General features: G+C 45.1%; 20 protein-coding genes. 19 read left to right on the plus strand and 1 reads right to left on the minus strand.

Going from position 1 to position 24,346, the window contains the following annotated elements:
• Positions 1-9: 9 nt before the first annotated feature.
• From wcaM to ugd, 18 genes are all read left to right on the plus strand, one after another.
• Positions 10-1,401, plus strand: coding sequence for a colanic acid biosynthesis protein WcaM (gene wcaM / locus C3451_RS09790; protein WP_045622857.1), 1,392 nt, complete (start codon positions 10-12; stop codon positions 1,399-1,401).
• Between the two features lie 174 nt (positions 1,402-1,575).
• Positions 1,576-2,472 (plus strand): GalU regulator GalF, encoded by an 897-nt coding sequence (gene galF, locus C3451_RS09795; RefSeq protein ID WP_038416367.1) that lies wholly within the window; start codon positions 1,576-1,578, stop codon positions 2,470-2,472.
• Between the two features lie 327 nt (positions 2,473-2,799).
• The gene (locus C3451_RS09800; protein WP_032103498.1) at positions 2,800-4,197 is read left to right on the plus strand and encodes a mannose-1-phosphate guanylyltransferase/mannose-6-phosphate isomerase; all 1,398 of its coding nucleotides are present in this window, start codon (positions 2,800-2,802) and stop codon (positions 4,195-4,197) included.
• A complete protein-coding gene (locus C3451_RS09805; RefSeq protein ID WP_045622859.1) occupies positions 4,197-5,579 on the plus strand; it encodes a phosphomannomutase/phosphoglucomutase in 1,383 nt (460 codons plus the stop codon). Before C3451_RS09800 ends, C3451_RS09805 begins: the two co-directional genes overlap by 1 nt.
• Positions 5,580-5,613: 34 nt before the next feature.
• On the plus strand, positions 5,614-6,933 hold the full coding sequence (locus C3451_RS09810; RefSeq protein ID WP_045622860.1) for an O-antigen ligase family protein: 1,320 nt from the start codon (positions 5,614-5,616) through the stop codon (positions 6,931-6,933).
• Positions 6,930-8,066, plus strand: a complete 1,137-nt coding sequence (locus tag C3451_RS09815) for a glycosyltransferase (protein WP_045622862.1) — start codon at positions 6,930-6,932, stop codon at positions 8,064-8,066. Before C3451_RS09810 ends, C3451_RS09815 begins: the two co-directional genes overlap by 4 nt.
• Entirely contained in the window at positions 8,059-9,225 is a 1,167-nt protein-coding gene (locus C3451_RS09820) for a glycosyltransferase family 4 protein (protein WP_045622864.1), read from the plus strand. The genes C3451_RS09815 and C3451_RS09820 overlap by 8 nt, the downstream gene beginning before the upstream one ends.
• Positions 9,222-10,715 carry a lipid II flippase MurJ gene (locus C3451_RS09825; protein ID WP_032609650.1) on the plus strand — a complete coding sequence of 498 codons (1,494 nt, stop codon included), beginning with the start codon at positions 9,222-9,224 and terminating at the stop codon, positions 10,713-10,715. The genes C3451_RS09820 and C3451_RS09825 overlap by 4 nt, the downstream gene beginning before the upstream one ends.
• A 9-nt stretch (positions 10,716-10,724) precedes the next feature.
• Positions 10,725-11,924: a glycosyltransferase gene (locus tag C3451_RS09830; RefSeq protein ID WP_045622866.1), complete on the plus strand. Its 1,200-nt coding sequence runs from the start codon at positions 10,725-10,727 to the stop codon at positions 11,922-11,924.
• Positions 11,902-13,083, plus strand: coding sequence for a glycosyltransferase family 4 protein (locus C3451_RS09835; protein WP_181236636.1), 1,182 nt, complete (start codon positions 11,902-11,904; stop codon positions 13,081-13,083). Before C3451_RS09830 ends, C3451_RS09835 begins: the two co-directional genes overlap by 23 nt.
• 43 nt (positions 13,084-13,126) lie before the next feature.
• The gene (wbaP, locus tag C3451_RS09840; RefSeq protein ID WP_038416362.1) at positions 13,127-14,563 is read left to right on the plus strand and encodes an undecaprenyl-phosphate galactose phosphotransferase WbaP; all 1,437 of its coding nucleotides are present in this window, start codon (positions 13,127-13,129) and stop codon (positions 14,561-14,563) included.
• Positions 14,564-14,602: 39 nt separating this feature from the next.
• The gene (locus tag C3451_RS09845) at positions 14,603-15,634 is read left to right on the plus strand and encodes a glycosyltransferase (RefSeq protein WP_063139131.1); all 1,032 of its coding nucleotides are present in this window, start codon (positions 14,603-14,605) and stop codon (positions 15,632-15,634) included.
• Positions 15,635-15,713: 79 nt separating this feature from the next.
• On the plus strand, positions 15,714-16,778 hold the full coding sequence (gene rfbB / locus C3451_RS09850; RefSeq protein WP_063139132.1) for a dTDP-glucose 4,6-dehydratase: 1,065 nt from the start codon (positions 15,714-15,716) through the stop codon (positions 16,776-16,778).
• Positions 16,779-16,793: 15 nt separating this feature from the next.
• Entirely contained in the window at positions 16,794-17,660 is an 867-nt protein-coding gene (gene rfbA / locus C3451_RS09855; RefSeq protein ID WP_032609646.1) for a glucose-1-phosphate thymidylyltransferase RfbA, read from the plus strand.
• Positions 17,661-17,672: 12 nt separating this feature from the next.
• Complete coding sequence (gene rfbD, locus C3451_RS09860; protein WP_032609645.1) at positions 17,673-18,563, plus strand: dTDP-4-dehydrorhamnose reductase; 891 nt, start codon at positions 17,673-17,675, stop codon at positions 18,561-18,563.
• Positions 18,564-18,573: 10 nt separating this feature from the next.
• Positions 18,574-19,122 (plus strand): dTDP-4-dehydrorhamnose 3,5-epimerase, encoded by a 549-nt coding sequence (gene rfbC, locus C3451_RS09865; protein ID WP_023295000.1) that lies wholly within the window; start codon positions 18,574-18,576, stop codon positions 19,120-19,122.
• A 135-nt stretch (positions 19,123-19,257) separates the two neighbouring features.
• Positions 19,258-20,664 (plus strand): NADP-dependent phosphogluconate dehydrogenase, encoded by a 1,407-nt coding sequence (gndA, locus tag C3451_RS09870; RefSeq protein ID WP_006811221.1) that lies wholly within the window; start codon positions 19,258-19,260, stop codon positions 20,662-20,664.
• A gap of 253 nt (positions 20,665-20,917) precedes the next feature.
• Positions 20,918-22,084: a UDP-glucose 6-dehydrogenase gene (ugd, locus tag C3451_RS09875; RefSeq protein WP_038416357.1), complete on the plus strand. Its 1,167-nt coding sequence runs from the start codon at positions 20,918-20,920 to the stop codon at positions 22,082-22,084.
• Positions 22,085-22,133: 49 nt separating this feature from the next.
• Here ugd and C3451_RS09880 read toward each other — a convergent pair whose 3' ends face one another.
• Positions 22,134-23,138 (minus strand): NAD-dependent epimerase, encoded by a 1,005-nt coding sequence (locus C3451_RS09880; RefSeq protein WP_045623432.1) that lies wholly within the window; start codon positions 23,136-23,138, stop codon positions 22,134-22,136.
• Between the two features lie 192 nt (positions 23,139-23,330).
• Here C3451_RS09880 and wzzB point away from each other — a divergent pair, with 192 nt between their 5' ends.
• Positions 23,331-24,311, plus strand: coding sequence for an LPS O-antigen chain length determinant protein WzzB (gene wzzB, locus C3451_RS09885; RefSeq protein ID WP_045623430.1), 981 nt, complete (start codon positions 23,331-23,333; stop codon positions 24,309-24,311).
• Positions 24,312-24,346: the final 35 nt, after the last annotated feature.

The raw sequence follows: 24,346 nt of genomic DNA on the forward strand, positions 1-24,346 counted from the left end.
TGAGGTTGTATGCTGAAAAAGATTACCCGACGCCGATTTGTCTCTTCTTTATCCGTCCTGGCTGCTATGCCGCTGCTGTCGCCCCGCGCTGCGCGGGCGGCAACCGGGAAGACGGTTTCTGTCGATCGCTACAACAATAACGACTGGATCGCCGCCTTCAGGCAGGCATTTGCCGAGGGCGATACCGTTGTTGTTCCCGCCGGGTTAACCTGTGAAAACATCAATACCGGCATTTTCATTCCTGATGGCAAAACCCTGCTGATCCGCGGTGCGCTGAAGGGCAACGGGCGCGGGCGGTTTGTACTTCAGGAGGGCTGCAAGGTCATTGGGGAAGGAGAAGGGCGTACGCATAACATCACGCTGGACGTGCGTGGCTCCGACTGTGTCATTAAAGGGCTGGCGATGAGCGGCTTCGGCCCCGTCACCCAGATCTACATCGGCGGTAAAAAGCGGCGAGTGATGCGCAACCTGCTCATCGATAACATCACCGTGACGCAGGCCAACTACGCGATCCTGCGTCAGGGGTTCCACAATCAGGTGGACGGTGCGCGCATTACCAACAGTAAATTCAGCCACTTGCAGGGTGACGCGATTGAGTGGAACGTGGCGATTAACGACCGCAACATCCTGATCTCTGACCACGTGATCGATAACATCAACTGCACCAACGGCAAGATCAATTGGGGCATAGGCATTGGGCTGGCCGGCAGTACGTACGACAATGATTATCCGGAACAGCAGACCGTTAAAAACTTCGTGGTGGCGAATATCACCGGCAGCAACTGTCGGCAGCTGGTGCATGTTGAAAACGGTAAACACTTTGTGATCCGTAATATCAAGGCCAGCAATATTACTCCTGACTTCAGTAAAAAGGCCGGAATTGATAACGCGACGGTAGCTATTTATGGCTGTGATAATTTCGTTATTGATAATGTCGATATGGTCAACAGCGCCGGAATGCTAATTGGCTATGGCGTGATCAAGGGCGATTATCTGTCGATACCGCAGAACTTCAAACTTAACGATATACGCCTGGATAACCAACAGCTTGCCTATAAGCTGCGCGGGATACAGATTTCCTCCGGCAATGCCACGTCGTTTGTTGCCATCACCAATGTCAACATGCAGCGAGCAACGCTTGAGCTGCATAACAAACCTCAGCACCTTTTCTTACGTAATATCAACGTGATGCAGGAGTCAACGACGGGACCGGCTCTGAAGATGAACTTCGATTTGCGCAAAGACGTGCGCGGGAAGTTTATGGCTAAAAACGAGACGTTGCTGTCGCTTGCGAACATAAAAGCGGTTAATGAAAAGGGGCAGAGCTCGGTGGATATTGATCGCGTTGATCAACACGTGGTGAATACGGAACGGTTGAATTTTGCGCTGCCGCACAGGTAATCATCCAGACTATTTTGCGACAATTCCTGGAACGAAATCGCGATCTATTCAGATTACAACTACTGTAATTTGTGGTGGGGTGACCTAGGATTACTTCATATTTACGGCAAAACATGCTGGCGAAAACAGGTTTAAAAGCTATAATTCGTCAACCATTTTAAGGTGGAAGATATAATGATTAATTTGAAAGCAGTCATACCGGTAGCGGGTCTGGGCATGCATATGTTGCCAGCCACGAAGGCAATTCCTAAAGAGATGCTGCCGATCGTTGACAAGCCGATGATTCAGTACATCGTCGACGAGATTGTTGCTGCAGGGATCAAAGAAATCGTTCTGGTGACGCACTCTTCGAAGAATGCGGTAGAGAACCACTTCGACACCTCTTATGAACTCGAAGCGTTGCTTGAGCAGCGCGTTAAGCGTCAGCTTCTGGCGGAAGTTCAGTCTATCTGCCCTCCTGGCGTGACCATCATGAACGTGCGTCAGGCGCAGCCGCTGGGTCTGGGCCACTCGATCCTGTGTGCGCGTCCGGTCGTAGGCGATAACCCGTTTATCGTGGTACTGCCCGATATCATCATTGATACCGCTTCTGCCGATCCGCTGCGTTACAACCTGGCGGCAATGGTGGCACGCTTTAACGAAACGGGTCGCAGCCAGGTGCTGGCGAAACGTATGAAGGGTGATCTCTCTGAGTACTCTGTTATTCAGACTAAAGAGCCGCTGGAGTCGGAAGGGCAGGTGAGCCGTATTGTTGAGTTTATTGAAAAACCCGATCAGCCGCAGACCCTGGACTCCGACCTGATGGCAGTCGGCCGTTATGTGCTGAATGCCGATATCTGGGCTGAGCTGGAAAAAACCGAGCCGGGCGCCTGGGACCGTATCCAGCTGACCGATGCGATTGCCGAGCTGGGGAAAAAGCAATCCGTTGATGCCATGCTGATGACCGGTGACAGCTATGACTGCGGTAAGAAAATGGGGTATATGCAGGCGTTTGTGAACTATGGCCTGCGTAACCTGAAGGAAGGGGCGAAGTTCAGAAGCCGGATTGAGAAGTTGCTGGCTAACGACTGATAGTCCTTCCGCAGTCTGAAAGACTTTATGCGCGGCAGCCATCATTTTGTTATGTTGTTACATAAACAAAATGATGGCTGCCGCTTTTTGTTATTAATTCCTGTGATAACAGAGAGTTACCTGCTTCAAATCTGGACTGATTTGTAACGATTTGTGCTTGTTTCCGAGTCCATTTAGGACGACAATTAACGCCAGTTTTTTGTCTGTAATCAGACCTCAAAATCCTTTATTCAACATTCGCTCAGTGCACTGGTAGCTGTTAAGCCAGGGGCGGTAGCGTGCCTTTTTTACACACAATCTAGTATTGAGCAAAGCAGGAGAAGCAGGATGTTACTTCCAGTGGTGATCGCAGGAGGAACAGGGAGTCGACTATGGCCGATGTCTCGCGAGTTGCAGCCTAAGCAATTCCTTTCATTCCATCAGGGCGGATCGATGCTGCAAAATACGATTTCACGCCTCGACGGTCTGGATGTGACCGATCCGATTGTTATCTGCAATGAAGATCACCGTTTTCTGGTGGCCGAGCAGTTGAGACAAATGCATAAGCTCGCCGGGAATATCATTCTTGAACCTGTTGGGCGCAATACGGCACCGGCTATTACTCTGGCTGCCCTCCATGCACTGGAAACTGGTGAAGATCCTGTCATGCTCATTCTGGCTGCCGATCACTTGATTGCCGACACAGCCACATTCCATTCCGTCATTACCAACGCCATTCCTTTTGCAGAACAAGGCAAATTGGTTACCTTCGGTATCGTGCCTACGCAGCCAGAAACTGGCTACGGCTACATTCAGCGTGGTGAAGAACAACATGCCGATCAGTCTACCGCCTGGAAAATCAAGCGCTTTGTTGAAAAACCGGATCAGGCGACCGCTATCTCTTACCTCGAAAGTAAAGAGTATCTCTGGAACAGCGGTATGTTTATGTTCCGGGCCTCTTCCTATCTGAACGAAGTTGCGAAATTTTGTCCGTCGATCCTTGATGCATGCAAAAATGCCATGCAGCAGCCCGTCAGCGATCTCGATTTTATCAAACTCGATAAAGAGACATTCACCTGTTGTCCGTCTGATTCCATCGACTATGCGGTGATGGAACATACAGACCTGGGCATTGTGACGGCGATGGATGCAGGGTGGAACGACGTGGGCTCGTGGTCAGCGCTATGGGAAACCTCGTCGCATGATGCTAATGGCAACGCGCTGATTGGCGATGTTTTCACCCATCAGACCCGCGATTGTTATATCCGCAGCGAAGGGAAATTAACCGCAGCGTTAGGGTTGGACGACCTTATTATTGTTAATACCAAAGATGCGCTGCTGGTTTCCCATAAGGATAATGTCCAGGATGTGAAAGTTGTTGTTGAGCATCTAAAAGCCCATTCACGTGCTGAATGTCGCGAACATACCACGCGTTATATGCCCTGGGGCCATGTCGAAACGCTTGTTCGGGATACGCGTTACCGGGTTAACCGTGTAACCATTATTCCTGGTGGTGAGCTCTCGCTTCAGCTGCATCATCATCGTATTGAGCACTGGGTTGTGCTGACCGGAACGGCGCTAATTGGTGTCGAAGGGAACGAAATTTATCTCACTGAAAATGAATCAACGACAATCCCTGTGGGAAAAAAACATAAGCTCTCGAATCCAGGAAAAATAAATCTGGAAATTCTGGAAATTCAGTTTGGTAGTTATTTGGGTGAAGATGACGTACTAAGGATTTCATAATGGAAAATAACAATAAAAAATTAAGTTGTTTTAAGGCCTATGATATTCGGGGGAAATTAGGTGAAGAGCTTAATGAGGATATTGCCTGGCGTATTGGTCGCGCTTATGCGCAATGTCTGGAACCAAAACAGGTTGTTGTCGGCGGCGACGTTCGTCTGACAAGTGAGTCTCTGAAGCTGGCTCTCGCGGAAGGCTTGATGGCGGGCGGCTGTGATGTGCTTGATATTGGACTTTCTGGCACAGAAGAGATTTACTTCGCCACCTTCCATCTGGGCGTTGATGGCGGTATAGAAGTAACGGCCAGCCATAATCCGATTGACTATAACGGGATGAAGCTGGTTCGCAGCGGTGCCCGGCCGATCAGCGGTGACACGGGTTTGAAAGAGATCCAGCTCCTCGCGGAAATAAATGATTTCGCCCCATCTCAGCGTATGGGAAGCTATAAAAAGATTAACGTTCTTAATGAGTATGTTGATCATTTACTGGGCTATATCAATCTCGACAATTTCCGCATTAAACCGATTAAGTTAGTCATCAACTCCGGTAATGGTACCGCGGGGCACGTTATTGATGAAATTGAAAAGCGTTTCAAAACGGCCGGCATTCCTGTCGATTTTATAAAAGTTCATAACGATCCGGATGGTACTTTCCCGCACGGTATTCCAAATCCACTTCTGCCAGAAGCACGCCAGGATACCGCCAGTGCGGTTGTTACAGCTGAAGCGGATATGGGTATCGCGTTTGACGGAGATTTTGATCGCTGCTTCCTGTTTGACGAGAAAGCCAATTTTATCGAAGGTTACTATATCGTTGGACTCTTAGCAGAAGCCTTCCTGAATAAAGAGCGTGGCGCGAAAATCATCCACGACCCGCGACTGACCTGGAATACGGTTGATATTGTCGAGCGCGCGGGCGGGATCCCTGTGATGTCTAAAACCGGTCATGCTTTTATTAAAGAGCGTATGCGCAAAGAGAATGCGGTATACGGCGGTGAAATGAGCGCTCACCATTATTTCCGTGAGTTTGCTTATTGTGACAGCGGCATGATTCCATGGTTGCTGGTTGCTGAACTGGTAATAACATCCGGACGCTCTCTTGGCTCGCTGGTGGAATCACGTATCGCACGCTTCCCTGTATCTGGTGAAATTAATCGCAAAGTGGTCCATGCATCTGCGTTAATTGATGAGATTGAAAACCGCTACTCCTCCCTGGCTGTGGATATTGACTACACGGATGGACTGAGCATGTCTTTCCCGGGCTGGCGCTTTAACATTCGCACCTCCAATACCGAACCGCTGCTGCGTCTAAATGTGGAAGCAGATGCCGATCTGGGTTTAATGGAAGCGAAACGAGATGAGCTGTTAGGGCTGATAAAAAGCTAATTTCTAAGTTGCCTAATCGCGTGGGAAAATATTAATGTTAGAAGTCTTATTAGCGGCAATCGTAGGTTTAATTTTCTTTTTTGTTTTCCTCGCTCTGCACCTACGCATCAGGTTGTTAATGGTGCTGGTATGTAGCATTCCGCAGCTCTATCTGGTGCAATTAGGTGGAGCCGATGTTCCAATGGCATTTCTGCTTCCGGCATTGCTCCTGCCTGAATTTATTATTAATGCAAACCGGTTCTTAGCAAAAGCAACGAATATTATGCTTCTTGGCCTGATACTCATCAGCACCCTGAGCCTTGCGTGGTCGGTTGAGAAATCGATGGGTATTCGTGATATTGCCTATTTGTGTGAATTTATCGTCATCTCAAACGCCGTCTACGTTTTAGCGGTGAAAGATCGAGTTGCATTGTATAAAACTATCAACGTTATGTTGTTTTTTGTTTGCTTGCAGGCGATTACGGTCATCACCTTTAGATTTAATGAGTCACTCGAATTGGCGGTAGTGTTGTCCCCTATAAGTAAATATACGATGGGAATGAATACGCTTCAGAGCTTATTAGATGGAGCCAGGAATAACTTCTACGATCCGGTTAAAGCGGGTGGGGTTTTGTTCGTTAATGCCAATGCTGCTGCCTGTTATGCAGGAATCTCATCCTTTATGGCTTGGGGCATTTACAAGGCGTTGAAATCAAAAATCACGCTTATGATGGCTATTCTGCTCTGGGCAACCGTATTTTTTACCGGCTCCAAAGCGGGCGTCCTTTTCGCGATACTTATCCCGGCATTTATTTTCTATCTGAAACTTCAGCGTTCGACACGCGTCATTTTGAGTTCAGTAGGCGCCTCGTTTGCCATAGTATTAATCGTTATAAGCGTTGTTTTCAGCATTACCGAACAAAGCGTTTTTTTAAAAGAATCCACGGATACGGCTGAAACACGTTACGAGATATGGAACTATGCATTTGACGCATTTTTAAATAATCCACTGATGGGGCAGGGCTACGGTGGTTGGGAAGCCGATTACAGTAAGCACACTGATTATTTCCTTCCGCCACACAACACGCTTATTTATCTTTGGTCTAAGTCAGGAATTATTGCTTCAATGCTGGGGCTAGGTTTTATCCTTTGCAGCATTGGGGTTGCTTTGAGAGCAATACGAAGTACAAATAATGAACAAAAAAACATCGGCTTTTCCTTCCTGATGGTGCTTTCCTGGCTTTTTGCTCACGGATTTGGCGAAAACTTTGGCTTAATAGGTGAGCAACACCAGATGATCGTGTTAGCCGTAATGCTTGGGCTTTGCCTGGCAGCAAATTTACCAATTAATCGGCATAATAGGGTACAGGAATGAAGACGGTCGGTATTTTCAGAAACCAGCTTTTTAAGGGTTCGGAAGTTTTTATTCAGCAGCAGGCTGAAGCATTACAGTGTTTTGATAAATGCTATATCGGCAGACGCCTCATCGGGACGAAACCAGAAGGCTCAGTCGCATGTGTATTGAATGAACATGGAAATGTTTACGGTAAACTCGCAGAAATAGTGAATGCGATCACCACGTCGCAGCTGCCTTATCAGTCTGTTTTAAAATCACAGCCCTTAGACCTCATTCATGCACACTTTGCGATCGATGGACTTTATGCTCTAAAGCTGGCGCAGAAGAAAGGTATTCCTTTGGTGACAACACTTCATGGATTTGATGTGACGGTCAGTAATAAGGATTTACTGGCGTCACGGTCACCCGCCTGGATTAATTATCTTCTTCATCAACATAAAGTAAAAAGTCAGGGTGATAAGTTTATTTGTGTTTCAGATTTCATTGCCCGCCAGGCTCTGCAACACGGTTTCCCGGAAAGCAAAATCATTCAGCACTATATTGGTATTGATGTGAATAAATATCAGCCGCGTGCAAAAGAGGACGATCAAGGCATTATCCTTCATGTTGCAAGGCTGGTAGAGAAAAAAGGGACAGCCGTTTTAATCAATGCAGTCAAGCAGGTAAAGTTATTAAATCCTGATGTTAAGCTTGTGATTATAGGAGAAGGGCCGTTATTGGATGGGCTGAAGGCTCAGGTCACATCCCTTGGTCTGGATCAAACCGTTACTTTTACAGGCGCGTTGCCCCACGTCGATGTTATGGCATGGATGCGTAAAGCTAGCATGTTGGTTTTACCGAGCATTACAGCGAAAACCGGTGATGCTGAAGGGTTGGGTATGGTTCTTCTTGAAGCGGCAGTGACCGGTGTTCCCGTTATCGGTACTCAGCATGGTGGGATACCAGAGGCGATTATCGATGAGCAAACTGGATTTTTAGTTAAAGAGCGAGATGATAAACAATTAGCGGAAAGAATCTCCTTTCTAATGAAGGATGAACATAAGCGGTTTGAAATGGGTAAAAATGCCCGTATTTTCATTAGCGAAAAATTTAATTTGTCCAAACAAACCATAAAATTAGAAAAAATATATCAGGAACTGATTCATGGCTGAGGAAGTAATCATATTTGCTCGTTCTCTTCCATTCCATCATCTTGGCGGAATGGAAGTTGTAGCATGGGATTTAGCGGTTCAGCTACAGGTTAAAGGTTTTAAGGTTACTGTAGTTACCACGGATTTTGATGAAAATATTCCTGTTTTAGAAAATAACCCACAAATAATAAAGCTAAAAAATATCCCTAAGGCTGCATATTCGGCCGGTTGGTGGACTGAGACTGAAAAAATCATTGAAACATGGGGAACTAAAGATAATGTCAGTGCGGTAATTAGCATTAGTGCAGGTGCATTCAGTACACTTAAACACAAAAAATCTTTCCCAAATGCAAAGTTTATTATGCAGGCCCATGGCACATCAATTGGAGAATTAGTTTCTAAGATAAAAACACGAAAAATTAAAAAGATTTTATCCAGTGTTAAAAACATATTTGGTTTTTATTTAGATGCCAAACATTACTCTTACTTCGACTGGGTTGTTGCTGTTGGAGACGCTGTAAAAAAAGATCTAACGTCCTTTCCAACAACGCTTATTTGCAGTTACGATAAAATAGTTAAAATCGAAAATGGAATTGATGAGTATTTGTTCTCTGATGATATATCCCAGCGAAATACTGTGCGCGAGCAGTTAGGCATAAGCTCTGAAGCAAAAGTATTCATGTCAGCATCACGCCTACATGAGCAAAAGGGGGTTGATAAAAATATCGATCTTTTTGCTGAAATAAAAAAAGTTAACGTAGATGCGAAACTTCTGATTTGTGGTAATGGACCTTATGAAAAACAGTTGCGAAAGAAAGTTGATGAACTTAAGTTAAATCATGATGTGATTTTCTTGGGGGCTAAGACGCGAACTGAATTGGCAAGAATAATGCAAGGTGCCGATATTTTTCTATTCCTTACCAAAAGAGTTGAAGGATTGCCATTGAATGTACTGGAGGCCATGAGCTCAGGATTACCTCTTATAATATCGGAACATCTTACATTCAATTCGGGTGATAAGATATTCAAGTGCAATCCGAGTCATATTCCTTTTAAAGATGTGCAGACTTATATTAATACTCTCAGCAGCAAGGAAAGAAGATCGTTTATCCCCGACAAAAATACATTAAGTCACTCTGTAAGCGAATATACCTCATTATTCTTAAGAAATTCTAAATGAAAAAAGCTATTAGCCAGCTGCTTGGCGGCAACATGCTTTCGAAGGTTCTTGGATTGGTCAGGGAAGTTTTGATGGCAAAATTTTTTGGTACAGGAGATATCAACGGGGCTTACCGTATTGCGCAAACGGGAACCCTAGTGCCAATAAACTTCATGACCAGTGACAGCCTTAATTCAGCATTCATCCCATTATATAAGAAATATCTCACCGAGAATGAATTTCGTGCTTCGACCTTCAAGCTCTGTATGTTTATTTTTTTTGCACTGATATCTGTACTTATATTTATTGTGCTGTTTTTTTTATCAGACTATTGGGTCGGTATCATGGCTCCCGGAATTGGCGGGAATGCGCGTGAGATGTCGACTGAGTTACTTAAGATAATGGCAATTTGTTGTCCTTTCTATCTTTTTTCAGCGCTGATAAATTATTTATCCATGGCACATGGAGATTATAAACCCATATCTATGCGGGCCTCCATTCAGAATGTCGGCATGCTGTTGGGAGTGGTTGCTGCATATTATTATAATAATTATCTATTACTTGCATGGGGTTTTACAGGTAGCTATATAATTTTTAGTATCTGGGCGCTTATCCGTGCAAGAAAGGGCACTATTCTAGCCCTCCCTGGTCGTTTTGATGCGGCCGAAGTCAAATTGGTAATGAAGAGTTTTTGGATAACGCTTCGGCCCTTGCTTATACTACCTCTAATATTGCAAGGTAATATTACTCTGGAAAGGGCACTAGCATCATTAATCAGTATTGATGTAGTGTCCGGACTCGATTATGCCCGGTTTATTACTGACACTGTTGTTTTTATTTTGTCTGTGCCAATAGCATTTGCTGGATTATCTGAATGGTCATCGCAGAAGCCAGAAGTTGTTCGAGATAAGATAAGGTTTATTTATAATTGGCTGGCACTGCTTGTTATAAACATGTCTTTTTTCATTTTTTTCTATGCAAAAGACATCGTTATTCTACTGTTTATGCGTGGTGCATTTGATCAGCACTCCGTAACGGTAACAACTGATATTATTCAAGGAATGTGCATAGGCCTTTGGGCTCAGGTGATAGGTTATATATTCATTAAGGCATTGAGCGCACATCTCAATAATAAGAAAGTATTGGTTGTGATGATGGTTGCATTGCTGAGTAATGCGGTTGTCAACCTGGCGACGTATAAAATGTGGGGTGCATTTGGGTTAGGGCTAGGGAATTCGATATACAGTTTAATGATGTTTATCCTTAGCGCGTGTTACTTAAGAATTGCAAAAGATCTTTTTCCTGTGTTAATTAAAATTTCTTTGGGGTTAATTCTTTATACATCTATTATCTTGACTCTTGGGCATTACATTATTCAACCTGATAATGTTATTTTCCGACTCTTGATTAATGGCGCAATATTTGTGATGTTTAGTCTGTTATGGGCAATGTTATTCCCATTGTACCGAAATGGTATTAAAGGGATTTTCCAAAAAAAGGGACTGAGATAGCGTATTTTTATGAACAAAAATAAAGATATAAAAGACATCGTCGTCTTATCCACGGCAGACTGGGACAACCCATTCTGGACAAATAAACAGCATGTTGCCTTAGAGCTGGCAAACCGTGGACACCGTGTTCTTTACATAGAGTCTCTGGGACTGCGCCGACCTAGTGTAAATAAGAAAGACCTTTCGCGTATCTTCCGCCGGGTTCTTAAAGCGATTAAAGCACCTCGAAAAGTGCGCGACAATGTCTGGGTATGGTCACCAATTTCCATCCCATTTAATAACTACGCTATTGTGCGTAAGCTTAATAAACTGATTTTGAGCAGCGCGCTCAAATTCTGGTGCTGGCGTTTAAAATTCAAAGACGAAACGCTATGGACCTATAACCCGTTGACCACGCGTTTTCTGGAGCCGGGTGATTTCGGTTATGTTGTTTATCATTGTGTCGACGAAATTAAAGCTCAGCCTGGAATGCCGGTAGAGATCCTTCAGGATGCAGAGGAAGAGCTTGTACGTCGCGCAGACATTACCTTTGTCACTTCTCTGACGCTTCTGAAGTCAAGAAAGCATTGGAGCGATGAGGTCTATTACTTCTCTAACGTAGCTGACTATAATCACTTTTCAAAAGCGTTGGATGATCAAATGCCCGTTCCTGCCGACCTGAACGCGATCCCGGAGCCAAGAATTGGCTTTATTGGCGCTATAAGCGGCTATAAGGTGAATTTCTCTCTCCTGGAAGCGATTGCAGAAGCTCATCCTGAGTGGTCGCTAGTGATGATTGGCGATGTTGGCGAGGGAGATCCGAACACTGATGCGACTCAACTTACCCGTCACAAAAATATTCATTTAATTGGGCCAAGGGCGTACCAGCAGTTGCCTGGTTACCTGAAGGGCTTTGCCGCAACTTTGCTGCCTAATAATTTGAATGAATATACTGCTTCAATGTTCCCTATGAAGTTCTTTGAGTATCTGGCGGCAGGGAAGGCAGTGGTGAGTGTCGATTTAGCGTCCTTGTGTGACTTTAAAGACTATTTTCGCGTTGCCCACACCCCCGTTGAGTTTATTTCAGCTCTGGAAGATATTACCTCTGGCGATCGGATTTCTGTGGAGAAATGTCAGGAGCTTGCCCGAGAATATACTTACCAGTCACGCACTGAAAAAATGTTTAAGCTAATTGATGAGAAGCGCAATGAAAGTAGCAATCGTTCATGAGTGGTTCAGTTCCTATGCGGGTTCTGAAAAAGTGGTTGAGCAAATTTTACGTTGTTATCCCGATGCGGATATTTTCGCTGTATGTGATTTCTTAAAGCCAAAAGAAAAACATTTTCTTAATAATAAAAAAGTCACTACAACATTTATTCAGCGTTTGCCATTTGCAGCAAAAAAATTCCAGTCTTATCTGCCGTTGATGCCGTTGGCTATCGAACAGCTTGATATGTCTGCTTATGACGTAGTTATTTCAAGCAGTCATGCTGTTTCCAAAGGGGTGATCACTGGCCCTGACCAAATTCATGTGTCGTATGTCCATTCTCCTATCCGTTACGCGTGGGATTTCCAGCACCAGTATCTGCGGGAATCCGGCCTGAACAAAGGTTTGAAAGGGTGGCTTGCTAAGTATCTCCTGCATAAGATTCGTATTTGGGATTACCGTACCGCTGCGGGCGTTAGTCATTTTATTGGTAACTCACGGTTTATTGCGCGCCGCATTAACAAGGTTTATGGCAGACAAGCAGACGTCATCTATCCGCCGGTGAATACGGATAAGTTCGAATTCAGTGACAAAAAAGAGGATTTCTATCTGGCTGCTTGTCGCATGGTGCCTTATAAGCGTGTTGATCTTATTGTTAGTGCGTTTGCCAAAATGCCTGATAAAAAGTTAGTGGTTATCGGTGATGGTTCTGAGATGGATAAGATCAAACAGCTGGCGATGGATAATATCACGCTACTTGGCTATCAGGATGACGCTGCAATGGTCGACTATATGAAGCGTGCTAAAGCTTACGTATTTGCTGCAGAAGAGGATTTTGGTATCTCGCCTGTAGAAGCACAAGCAAGCGGTACGCCGGTCATTACTTTCGGTAAAGGCGGGTGCCTCGAAACGGTTAAACCCCTTGGTAGCGATAAACCGACTGGGCTGTTCTTCTTTGAACAAACCGCAGACGCCATATGCGAAGCAGTGAATACCTTTGAAAAATACGCCGATGAAATTAAGCCAGAAGACTGTCGCGAACATGCTTTAACATTTTCAGAGCAGCGTTTCCGTGACGAGATTAGTCAGTATGTCGATAGTGCCTGGGCTCAATACTCTGAGTCGCTGATCAATACTCAGGCTGCGCGAGTACAGAACAGTTATACTCATCCGGAAAAATAATGACCACGGCATAAATCAGCCGATTTATGTCAGGATTTAAACAATGAAAATCAGCGTATTTAAAGATCAAAAGAAAGAATTTATTTGCCGTGGGGCCTTAATTGCATCGGATTTATTTTGGCTTAATGTTTCTTTGGGGCTTTCCTTTTTAACCGTTATGTTTTTTATTGGCGACCTGAATACCTTTATGCCAATTCTACAAATTGATGTGAGGGTGTTGTCACACTTTATTCTGACAGTAATGTGTGTTTTTTGGTTTGGCGTCCGCTTACGTCATTATGCACAAAAGAAACCCTTCTGGTCTGAACTTAAAGAAACACTGCGTACTATTGTCATCTTTTCGATCTTCGATCTTGCATTAGTGGCATTTTCTAAATGGCACTTTTCTCGCTATATTTGGGCCTACTGTTGGCTATATGCCATCATTATGGTTCCGTTATCGCGTGAATTTACAAAAATCATTCTTAACAAATTTGGCTACTGGAAAAAGCGCACCGTTATTTTAGGTACCGGACGAAATGCGCGTGAAGCCTATTATGCTTTACAAAGCCATGAGGTGTCTGGTTTCAAAATTGATGCGTTTTGTGATTTTGATGCGACAGCCGATATTATGGAAGAGTGTCCGATCGTTAAAGATGAAGAGACATTGCTTACTCATTATAATTCGTTTTCAACTCAGTTCGTAGTCGCGTGCGATTTTGACGAAAAGGATAAATTTGAAAACTGGTTACGATTCCTTGCGAAACATAAGTGCCGTAACGTTATAATTATTCCTTCTCTGAGAGGATTTCCTTTATACGGCACTAGTATGTCATTTATATTTAGCCACGAAGTATTACTTCTTCAGGTTCACAATAATCTGTCTAAACTGACCTCGCGCTTTATTAAGCGTACCTTCGATATCGTCTGCACCTTAGGCATTCTTCTTGTTTCATCGCCACTGCTGGTTTACCTGTGGTATAAAGTTTCCCGTGATGGTGGGCCGGCTATCTATGCTCATACGAGAATTGGGCGCCGTGGTGAGAAATTTGACTGTTATAAGTTTCGCTCTATGAATATCAATTCAAAAGAGATCCTTGCAGAATTACTTGAGAAAGATCCTGAAGCTCGTGCTGAATGGGAAAAAGATTTTAAGTTGAAAAACGATCCGCGTATTACTGCCATTGGTCACTTCATTCGTAAAACGAGTCTTGATGAGTTACCTCAGTTATTTAACGTACTTAAAGGTGAGATGAGCCTGGTCGGCCCGCGTCCGGTCATCCACGAAGAGCTGGAACGCTATGCCGATGACGTTGAATATTATCTGATGGTAAAGCCAGGCATGACTGGCCTGTGGCAGGTGAGTGGACGTAACGATGTTGACTACACCACGCGTGTTTATTTTGACTCCTGGTATGTCAAAAACTGGTCTTTGTGGAATGATATCGTCATTCTCTTCAAAACCGTCAATGTGGTTCTGTTGAGAAAAGGCGCTTACTGAATTAAGCACATTGGATCTGGCCTCTAATACGGAGTTTTAATGAAAGCCTTTGTTTTTGTTAATGATAACGGCGCTGCTTTTAGCCGTTATAAAAAAAATGAGATCCCTGCGCAGTTCGTGTACGGCGTATCCAAATTAGAAAAGATGGGCTTTGAGGTAATGGTCGGTCGGGGGAATTTACTTAATGATCTTATTTCATATTGGAAGTTCAAACCAGATTTGTTCTTTATGCCTTTTATTAAAAGAAAAACGATGCTTTTTTATATTCTGGCACGTATTTTTTTATTTAAAACAAAGTTTGCGGGTTGGATGCATCTCGATGTTTTCGCCCCTCCAGTGTCTCGATTAAAGAAAGTAATACATTCATTGCTTCTGCCATTTTTAAAGTGTTATGTAAGAAAAATTGATGCGATTTTCTTTCTTTCGGAAAAGTCACGCGATGAAATCAAGGCCTCAAGGGGACTTCATTCTCATCAATGTCACTTTATACCATGGGGAGGGGATGCAACTTTCTATGCACCTTTTATTAATGGATTACATAACGAGAATATAATTTCGACAGGGCGTGAAAATAGGGATCTGCCGTCTGTAATGTCATCGGTAAAAAATAGCGACGTTACAATTGATATCTATACCAGCGATTTAAATTTGCCTGATAGCTATGCAAATGTAAATGGCGACATTAGGATAAATAAAGGTCGCTGGGCATATACAGACTTGCTTGAGAAAGTAAGTGCATCAAAGAGTATGATTATCCCTATTAAAACAGATAAGATCAATTATTGTGTCGGATTGTCTTCATTGATTGAGGCTATCGCTTTAGGCGTGCCAGTTATTGCTACATACAACCCTTACTGGTATGTCGATATTGAGAAAGAGAAGTGCGGTATTTATATTAAAGATAATTCTTTAATTGAATGGACGCGCGCTCTAGAAAAGTTAAATAGGGATCCCGAATTGGTTGCTCAAATGTCTAAAAATGCATTGAAAACATTCGTAGAAAAATGTGACTTTGTCCGTACGGAAGAGATGCTTGCAATGCATATAGATAATATACTCAAAAAAAAGTGATCCTTTAAAAGCTTATAAAGAATTGTATGAGTCAGTTGAGTATAGAGCTCCTCTGAATAACTAACAGAAAGTGAAAACTATGAAAATTCTTGTCACTGGTGGTGCTGGTTTTATTGGTTCAGCCGTGGTTCGGCATATTATAAATAATACTCAGGATTCAGTATGCGTGGTTGATTGTTTAACCTATGCAGGTAATGTTGAGTCTCTGGCACCAGTTGAAAAAAATTCACGATACTCATTCTCTCTAACTGATATTACTAATGCGAAAGCTGTTGCGGATATTTTCAATTCCTTCCAGCCTGATATCGTGATGCATTTGGCTGCTGAAAGTCATGTTGACCGTTCTATCGACGGACCCGCGGCCTTCATCCAGACTAACGTAATAGGTACATTCATTCTTCTTGAAGCATCGCGTCAGTATTACGCATCACTTGATGATGATAGGAAGAAGGTTTACCGCTTCCATCACATCTCTACTGATGAAGTTTTTGGCGATCTTCACGATGCTGACGGATTATTCACTGAAGAAACACCTTATGCGCCAAGTAGCCCTTACTCGGCCTCTAAGGCGGGTAGCGATCATTTAGTTCGCGCCTGGAATCGTACCTATGGTTTACCAACGGTGATTACCAACTGTTCTAACAACTATGGCCCCTACCATTTTCCAGAGAAGTTAATTCCGCTCATTATTCTTAATGCTTTGTCGGGAAAACCGCTCCCGGTCTATGGGAACGGCGAGCAGATCCGCGATTGGCTGTATGTTGATGATCACGCCCGCGCACTGTACAAAGTGGCTACAGAGGGCAAGATCGGTGATACATATTGCATTGGTGGTCATAATGAACGTAAAAATATTGATGTTGTAAAAACTATTTGCGCAATGCTTGATAAAATCATCGATAAAAAACCAAACGGTATTGTCAATTTTGCAGAGCTTATAACTTTTGTTGCCGATCGTCCTGGACATGATCTTCGTTATGCCATTGATGCAACTAAAATGAAAAATGATCTCGGCTGGGAGCCTCTAGAAACCTTTGAAAGCGGGATCGAAAAAACTATTCAATGGTATCTTAATAATGAAGGTTGGTGGCAGCGTGTTCTTGATGGCTCTTACGCTGGTGAACGTCTTGGCCTGAACAAATAATCGAGGTATAGCGTTATGAAAGGAATTGTTTTAGCTGGCGGTTCAGGTACACGCCTGTACCCGATTACACAAGGTGTGTCTAAGCAACTGCTCCCTATATATGACAAGCCTATGATTTTTTACCCAGTATCGGTACTCATGCTTGCCGGTATTCGGGATATCCTCATTATCACCACACCTGAAGATATGCCTGCTTTCCAGCGCTTAATGAAAGATGGCTCGCAGTTTGGTGTTAATTTCACCTACGCCGTGCAGCCCTCACCAGATGGCCTGGCACAGGCATTTACTATCGGTGAAAAGTTTATTGGCGACGAGCCTTGCGCATTAGTGTTGGGTGATAATATTTTCTTTGGTCAAAGTTTCGGTATGAAGTTGAATGCGGCGGCAAAGAAAACGTCAGGGGCAACTGTTTTTGGTTACCAGGTTCAGGATCCGGAGCGCTTTGGTGTTGTCGAGTTCGATGAACATTTCAAAGCATTATCTATTGAGGAAAAACCCCTCAAGCCTAAATCAAACTGGGCAGTCACTGGACTCTATTTCTATGACAATAATGTTGTCGACATGGTTAAGGAAATAAAGCCCTCTGCTCGCGGTGAGCTTGAAATCACAACTCTAAATCAGATGTATCTTGACCGGGGTGAGCTTGAGGTGGAGTTATTAGGTCGTGGATTTGCCTGGCTCGATACAGGTACTCATGATAGCTTGATTGAAGCTTCTCAGTTCATTCATACCATTGAAAAACGGCAGGGTATGAAAGTGGCATGCCTTGAAGAAATTGCATTCCGTAATAAATGGCTCAGTTCGGACGAAATAGCTGTTCAGGCCGATCTGCTTCAGAAAACATCTTATGGTCAATATTTGAAAATGTTGATTGGACAATAAACCGGCATGCCAATGAAAATTTTACTTGTAGGAAAAAACGGGCAGGTTGGATGGGAATTACAACGTTCTCTTTCCACTCTTGGAGAAGTCATCGCAGTAGATTATTTCGACAAGCATTTATGTGGTGACTTGACTGACCTTCCTGGCATCGCACAAACCGTACGATTGGTGAAACCTGACGTTATCGTTAACGCGGCAGCGCATACCGCTGTGGACAGAGCCGAACAAGAACGTAACCTGTCTGAGTTGCTCAATCAGAAAGGGGTTGCGGTTCTCGCTGAGGAGTCAGCGAAATTAGGTGCGCTCCTAATTCATTACTCTACAGATTATGTGTTTGATGGTGAGGGCGATCATTATCGGCTGGAAGATGAGGCGCCAGCACCGTTAAATGTCTACGGTGAGACTAAATTAGCAGGCGAGTTGGAAATTACGCGCCTTAATCCCCGACATCTCATATTCCGCACCAGCTGGGTTTATGCCACTCGTGGTAATAATTTTGCGAAAACCATGCTGCGTTTAGCTCGTGAGAAAGAGAGGTTGTCCGTTATCAACGACCAGCATGGCGCTCCGACAAGTGCTGAATTATTGGCTGATTGTACTGCACTGGCAATTCGAGAAGAGCAGAATAATAAATCTGTTGTTGGTAAATACCATTTAGTCGCAAGCGGGGAAACGACCTGGTTTGATTATGCAAATTTTGTTTTCGAAACGGCTAAAGCTCAGGGTGAGCCTCTTCTTATCCAGGAAGTTAACGGCATTTCTACCAGTGAGTATCCTACACCTGCTACTCGTCCGTTGAATTCGCGCCTCTCAAATCAGAAATTCCAGCGTGTGTTTAATGTGACACTTCCAGACTGGAAACAAGGTGTTGAACGTGTGGTAATAGAAGTTTTGGGGAAATAAAGAGTTAATAATGAAAGTCATTGATACTGAAATTCCTGATGTAAAAATTATCGAGCCGGTCACTTTTGGTGATGAACGGGGTTTCTTTATGGAAACCTGGCAACAAAAGAAATTTTGTGAATTGGTATGCGAACGTAACTTCGTGCAGGATAACCACTCAAAATCTGCAAGGAATATTTTGAGAGGTTTACATTACCAGACTCAAAATCCACAAGGAAAATTGGTACGTGTTGTCAGCGGAGAAGTCTTTGATGTTGCTGTTGATATGCGAAAATCATCAGCCACGTTTGGGCGCTGGACAGGTATTATGCTTTCCGCTGAAAACAAACGTCAACTTTGGATCCCTGAGGGATTTGCTCACGGTTTTTACGTCTTGTCTGAAAGCGCTGAGTTTGTCTATAAGTGCACTGATTATTATAACCCTTTGTCTGAACATTCCCTATTGTGGAATGATGATTCTGTTGGGATTAAGTGGCCACTTATTGATGGTGAGTTACCCCTGCTGTCATCCAAGGATAGTTTAGGCAAGACGTTCGCCGATTCCGTCTATTTTGACTAAACGATACACTGTTTGCCTATCTCGCGGCCGTTAGCGCACCAAAGGCTATCCATAAGTAACAGGCTTGAGTTAACATCGTATATACATTCAAACTGCATCGCACCGCAGTGATTATCCCCAAGACAGGAGTATGTAATGTCAAAGCAACAGATCGGCGTTGTCGGTATGGCAGTGATGGGGCGCAACCTGGCGCTCAACATCGAAAGCCGTGGTTATACCGTCTCCGTTTTCAACCGCTCCCGTGATAAGACTGAAGAAGTCATCGCTGAGAATCCAGGCAAGAAGCTGGTTCCTTTCTATACGGTTAAAGAGTTCGTTGAGTCTCTGGAAACGCCTCGTCGTATCCTGTTAATGGTGAAAGCGGGCGCGGGTACCGACGCTGCTATCGATTCACTGAAACCGTATCTGGATAAAGGCGACATCATCATTGATGGCGGCAACACCTTCTTCCACGACACCATTCGTCGTAACCGTGAACTGTCTGCGGAAGGCTTTAACTTCATCGGTACCGGCGTTTCCGGTGGTGAAGAAGGTGCACTGAAAGGTCCTTCTATCATGCCTGGCGGCCAGAAAGAAGCGTACGAACTGGTCGCGCCTATCCTGACCAAAATTGCAGCCGTTGCAGAAGACGGCGAGCCGTGCGTGACCTATATCGGTCCTGACGGTGCTGGCCACTATGTGAAAATGGTTCACAACGGCATCGAATACGGCGATATGCAGTTGATTGCCGAAGCATACTCCCTGCTGAAAGGTGGCCTGAACCTCTCTAACGAAGAACTCGCCGAGACTTTCACCGAGTGGAATAAAGGCGAGCTGAACAGCTACCTGATCGACATCACCAAAGATATCTTCACTAAAAAAGATGAAGAGGGTAAATATCTGGTTGATGTGATTCTGGATGAAGCAGCGAACAAGGGGACCGGTAAATGGACCAGCCAGAGCTCTCTGGATCTGGGTGAGCCATTATCCCTGATCACCGAATCCGTATTTGCACGTTATATATCTTCTCTGAAAGAGCAGCGTGTTGCAGCGTCTAAAGTGCTGTCTGGTCCTCAGGCCAAACCAGCCGGTGATAAAGCGGAGTTCGTTGAGAAAGTCCGCCGTGCTCTCTACCTGGGTAAAATCGTTTCTTATGCGCAGGGCTTCTCCCAGCTTCGCGCGGCATCTGACGAGAACAACTGGGACCTGAACTACGGTGAGATTGCGAAGATCTTCCGTGCTGGCTGTATCATTCGCGCACAGTTCCTGCAAAAAATCACCGATGCCTATGCAGAAAATGCAGGTATCGCAAACCTTCTGCTGGCGCCTTACTTCAAACAAATTGCAGACGAATATCAGCAGGCGCTGCGTGATGTTGTTGCGTACGCGGTGCAGAATGGTATCCCGGTTCCGACCTTCTCCGCTGCGGTGGCATATTACGACAGCTATCGTGCTGCCGTTCTGCCAGCGAACCTGATTCAGGCACAGCGTGACTACTTCGGTGCGCATACCTATAAGCGTACGGATAAAGAAGGTGTGTTCCACACCGAATGGCTGGATTAATCTGATTTAACTCAGTCTGATAGCATGGCCCGGTGAGTCTCACCGGGCTTTTTTTATCGCTTTCAGGCCCATGTTGGCTTACTTTCCCCAGCCCACTCCTTTTATTGCCGCATAAATCACTACGTTTATCCCTTTCTGAAGCAAGGCATTCGTCTTGACAGTCCCTCAACTTAAGAGGTAAAAACCTCAACAGTTGTTTATTGCGGTGGTGTGCTTACGCCTCCAGAAACTCAAACTTGAAGAAGTTAAACGAATGAAAATAACTATCTCCGGAACAGGCTATGTTGGTCTCTCAAACGGTATCCTGATTGCACAAAACCATGAAGTGGTTGCATTGGATATCGTGCAGGCAAAAGTGGACATGCTTAACCAGAAGAAGTCCCCGATCGTCGATAAAGAGATTGAAGAGTACCTGGCGACCAAACCGCTGAACTTCCGCGCAACCACGGACAAAGAAGACGCTTACCGCGATGCGGATTTTGTCATCATTGCCACGCCGACCGACTACGATCCCAAAACTAACTACTTCAATACCTCTACCGTTGAAGCGGTGATCAAAGACGTTACGTCAATCAACCCTAATGCGGTGATGATCATCAAGTCGACGATTCCAGTAGGCTTCACCAAATCTATCAAAGAAGAGTTGGGTATTGATAATGTCTTCTTCTCGCCGGAGTTTCTACGCGAGGGCAGGGCGTTATACGATAACCTGCACCCATCCCGTATCGTGATTGGCGAGCGTTCCGAGCGTGCAGAGCGTTTTGCTGCCTTGCTCCAGGAAGGCGCCATTAAAAAAGACGTGCCGGTGCTGTTCACCGATTCCACCGAGGCAGAAGCGATTAAGCTTTTCGCTAACACCTATCTGGCCATGCGCGTGGCTTACTTCAACGAGCTGGACAGCTATGCCGAGAGTTTAGGTCTGAATACCCGTCAGATCATCGAGGGCGTATGTCTCGACCCGCGTATCGGTAACCATTACAACAACCCGTCATTCGGTTACGGCGGCTACTGTCTGCCAAAAGATACCAAGCAGCTGCTGGCAAACTATCAGGCGGTGCCGAACAACCTGATTTCCGCCATTGTGGATGCCAACCGCACGCGTAAAGACTTCATCTCAGATTCTATTCTCGCGCGTCAGCCGAAAGTGGTGGGCGTGTATCGCCTGATCATGAAGAGCGGTTCCGATAACTTCCGCGCTTCTTCCATTCAGGGGATCATGAAGCGTATTAAGGCGAAGGGCGTACAGGTCATTATTTATGAACCGGCCATGCAGGAAGACGAGTTCTTCCATTCACGTGTGATCCGCGATCTGGATGCATTTAAGAAAGAAGCGGACGTAATTATCTCCAACCGTATGGCGGAAGAGCTGGCGGACGTGAAAGATAAAGTCTATACCCGCGATTTGTTCGGCAGTGACTAATCAAAATCGTGATATAAAAAAACCCGGCAATCTGCCGGGTTTTTTGTTTTTAAACGTTATAGAAGTTGCGGTACCAGTCGATGAAGTTTTTCACGCCTTCTTTGACTGAGGTTTGTGGTTTAAACCCAATAACGTCATACAGCGCTTTGGTGTCCGCACTGGTCTCCAGCACGTCCCCCGGCTGGATCGGCATCATATTTTTCACCGCTTCTTTGCCCAGCGCCTCTTCAAGCGCAGTGATGTAATCCATCAGTTCGACAGGTGAACTGTTGCCGATGTTATACACGCGATACGGGGCAGAGCTGGTTGCTGGCGAACCGGTTTCGACTGTCCAGTCTGCGTCGGCCTGAGGAATGACGTCCTGTAGGCGAATAATCGCCTCCGCAATATCATCAATATAGGTGAAGTCGCGCTTCATCTTGCCGTAGTTGTAGACGTCGATGCTGTTGCCTTCAATCATGGCTTTGGTGAATTTGAACAGCGCCATGTCCGGGCGGCCCCAGGGGCCATAGACGGTAAAGAAGCGCAGGCCAGTGGTCGGCAGATTGTACAGATGCGAATAGGTATGCGACATCAGCTCATTGGCTTTTTTGGTTGCCGCATACAGGGAAACCGGATGGTCTACGGAGTCGCCAGTAGAAAACGGCATCTTACGGTTGAGGCCGTATACTGAGCTGGATGAAGCATACAGAAGATGATGAACCTTGTTGTGGCGACAGCCTTCCAGCACGTTCAGGTGACCTACCAGGTTCGCATCTGCGTAGGCATGCGGGTTTTCCAGCGAGTAACGTACGCCCGCCTGTGCGGCAAGATGGATCACGCGGTCAAATTTCTCCTCAGCGAAGAGAGCGGCCATGCCCTCGCGGTCCGCTAAGTCCAGCTTGTGGAAGGTGAAATTGTCGGATTTGAGCAGATTGAGACGGGCGAGCTTAAGGTTTGGGTCATAGTAATCATTCAGATTATCAATCCCAACAACTTCATGCCCTGCATCAAGCAGGCGCTTGCTGACATGAGAACCGATAAAGCCCGCCGCGCCCGTTACCAGAAATTTCATAGCTTCCCTCATTCACAGTGTTCTTGTTGATGCCCCACGACATCAGAATCCGACTATGATAGCGCGTCGTACTTCACTTACATAACCCATCTTTCCGATATAACTCATCGGATTCTTATAGAAAATTCCGCAGCAACGGATACACTATGGAAACAAGATTATGTTTGCCCTTTTTCATCTGTTAGGGATTGTATGACGCACAATAACGATAACCTGGTCACACGCAACAATGACCCGGAGCAAATTGATTTACTTGATTTAGTGCTACAGCTGTGGCGTGGTAAGTGGGTAATAGGGGCTTTTATTGCTGCTTTTATCGTTCTTGCTGCCGTTTACATCACTGTAGCCAAAGAGAAATGGACGTCATCTGCGATCATAGCCCAGCCTGATGCGGCACAAATCGCCACCTATTCCAATGCATTGAATATCCTCTATGGCGGGGCAGCACCTTCAACCTTAGATATCCAAAATCGTGCTATTGGTCGTTTTAATTCTTCTTTTTCAGCATTAGCGCAAGCGCTGGACAACCAGGAATTTCCCGAGAAATTGAGCATTGAACCTACTGTAAAGGGACAGAGTGTACCTTTAACTGTCAGTTATCAGAGCGATTCGGCTGAAGCAGCACAAAAGCAGTTGGCTCAGTACATCCAGCAGGTCGACGAACAGACAGCAAAAGAACTTACGCTTGACCTGAGAGACAACCTCAAGCAACAGATCACAACCCTGAACGACTCCCTCCAGAATCAGGAGAAAGTCGCGCAGGAGCAAAAAGATCTGCGTATCAAGCAGATTTCTGAGGCGCTTAAGAACGCGGAAGCAGCGAAAATTATCACACCGCAGCTCCAGCAAACACAGGATGTCACTCAGGAAACCATGTTCCTGCTTGGTACTGTAGCGCTCAAATCAATGGTTGATAACGAAGCCTCCCGTCCGTTGGTCTTCCCAGGGGCTTATTATCAGACCAAAAAGAATTTACTGGATATTCAAAATCTCAACGTTAATCCAGACACTTTACACGTCTATCGTTACGTGATGAAACCAGATCTGCCAATTAAGCGTGACAGCCCGAAAAAGGCCATCACCCTCATCCTTGCCGTTCTCCTCGGCGGGATCATCGGTTCTGCTGTCGTCCTCGGCCGTAACGCGCTGAGAAACTACAAACCAAGAGCCTGATTTACATACAAAAAAAGACCGGGTTTCCCCGGTCT

Origin of the sequence: Enterobacter sp. 301B, assembly GCF_003850715.1 — a bacterium.
GTDB classification, from domain to species: domain Bacteria; phylum Pseudomonadota; class Gammaproteobacteria; order Enterobacterales; family Enterobacteriaceae; genus Enterobacter; species Enterobacter intestinihominis.

Bases quoted from the DNA above. Each gene is read 5' to 3' on its own strand.
- ugd (WP_038416357.1), top strand. From the start codon at position 20,918: ATGAAAATAACTATCTCCGGAACAGGCTATGTTGGTCTCTCAAACGGT.
- galF (WP_038416367.1), top strand. From the start codon at position 1,576: ATGATTAATTTGAAAGCAGTCATACCGGTAGCGGGTCTGGGCATGCAT.
- rfbC (WP_023295000.1), top strand. From the start codon at position 18,574: ATGAAAGTCATTGATACTGAAATTCCTGATGTAAAAATTATCGAGCCG.
- C3451_RS09820 (WP_045622864.1), top strand. From the start codon at position 8,059: ATGGCTGAGGAAGTAATCATATTTGCTCGTTCTCTTCCATTCCATCAT.
- C3451_RS09845 (WP_063139131.1), top strand. From the start codon at position 14,603: ATGAAAGCCTTTGTTTTTGTTAATGATAACGGCGCTGCTTTTAGCCGT.
- C3451_RS09880 (WP_045623432.1), bottom strand. From the start codon at position 23,138: ATGAAATTTCTGGTAACGGGCGCGGCGGGCTTTATCGGTTCTCATGTC.
- rfbA (WP_032609646.1), top strand. From the start codon at position 16,794: ATGAAAGGAATTGTTTTAGCTGGCGGTTCAGGTACACGCCTGTACCCG.
- C3451_RS09825 (WP_032609650.1), top strand. From the start codon at position 9,222: ATGAAAAAAGCTATTAGCCAGCTGCTTGGCGGCAACATGCTTTCGAAG.
- C3451_RS09815 (WP_045622862.1), top strand. From the start codon at position 6,930: ATGAAGACGGTCGGTATTTTCAGAAACCAGCTTTTTAAGGGTTCGGAA.
- C3451_RS09805 (WP_045622859.1), top strand. From the start codon at position 4,197: ATGGAAAATAACAATAAAAAATTAAGTTGTTTTAAGGCCTATGATATT.
- rfbD (WP_032609645.1), top strand. From the start codon at position 17,673: ATGAAAATTTTACTTGTAGGAAAAAACGGGCAGGTTGGATGGGAATTA.
- wbaP (WP_038416362.1), top strand. From the start codon at position 13,127: ATGAAAATCAGCGTATTTAAAGATCAAAAGAAAGAATTTATTTGCCGT.
- C3451_RS09830 (WP_045622866.1), top strand. From the start codon at position 10,725: ATGAACAAAAATAAAGATATAAAAGACATCGTCGTCTTATCCACGGCA.
- wzzB (WP_045623430.1), top strand. From the start codon at position 23,331: ATGACGCACAATAACGATAACCTGGTCACACGCAACAATGACCCGGAG.
- wcaM (WP_045622857.1), top strand. From the start codon at position 10: ATGCTGAAAAAGATTACCCGACGCCGATTTGTCTCTTCTTTATCCGTC.
- gndA (WP_006811221.1), top strand. From the start codon at position 19,258: ATGTCAAAGCAACAGATCGGCGTTGTCGGTATGGCAGTGATGGGGCGC.
- C3451_RS09810 (WP_045622860.1), top strand. From the start codon at position 5,614: ATGTTAGAAGTCTTATTAGCGGCAATCGTAGGTTTAATTTTCTTTTTT.
- rfbB (WP_063139132.1), top strand. From the start codon at position 15,714: ATGAAAATTCTTGTCACTGGTGGTGCTGGTTTTATTGGTTCAGCCGTG.
- C3451_RS09835 (WP_181236636.1), top strand. From the start codon at position 11,902: ATGAAAGTAGCAATCGTTCATGAGTGGTTCAGTTCCTATGCGGGTTCT.
- C3451_RS09800 (WP_032103498.1), top strand. From the start codon at position 2,800: ATGTTACTTCCAGTGGTGATCGCAGGAGGAACAGGGAGTCGACTATGG.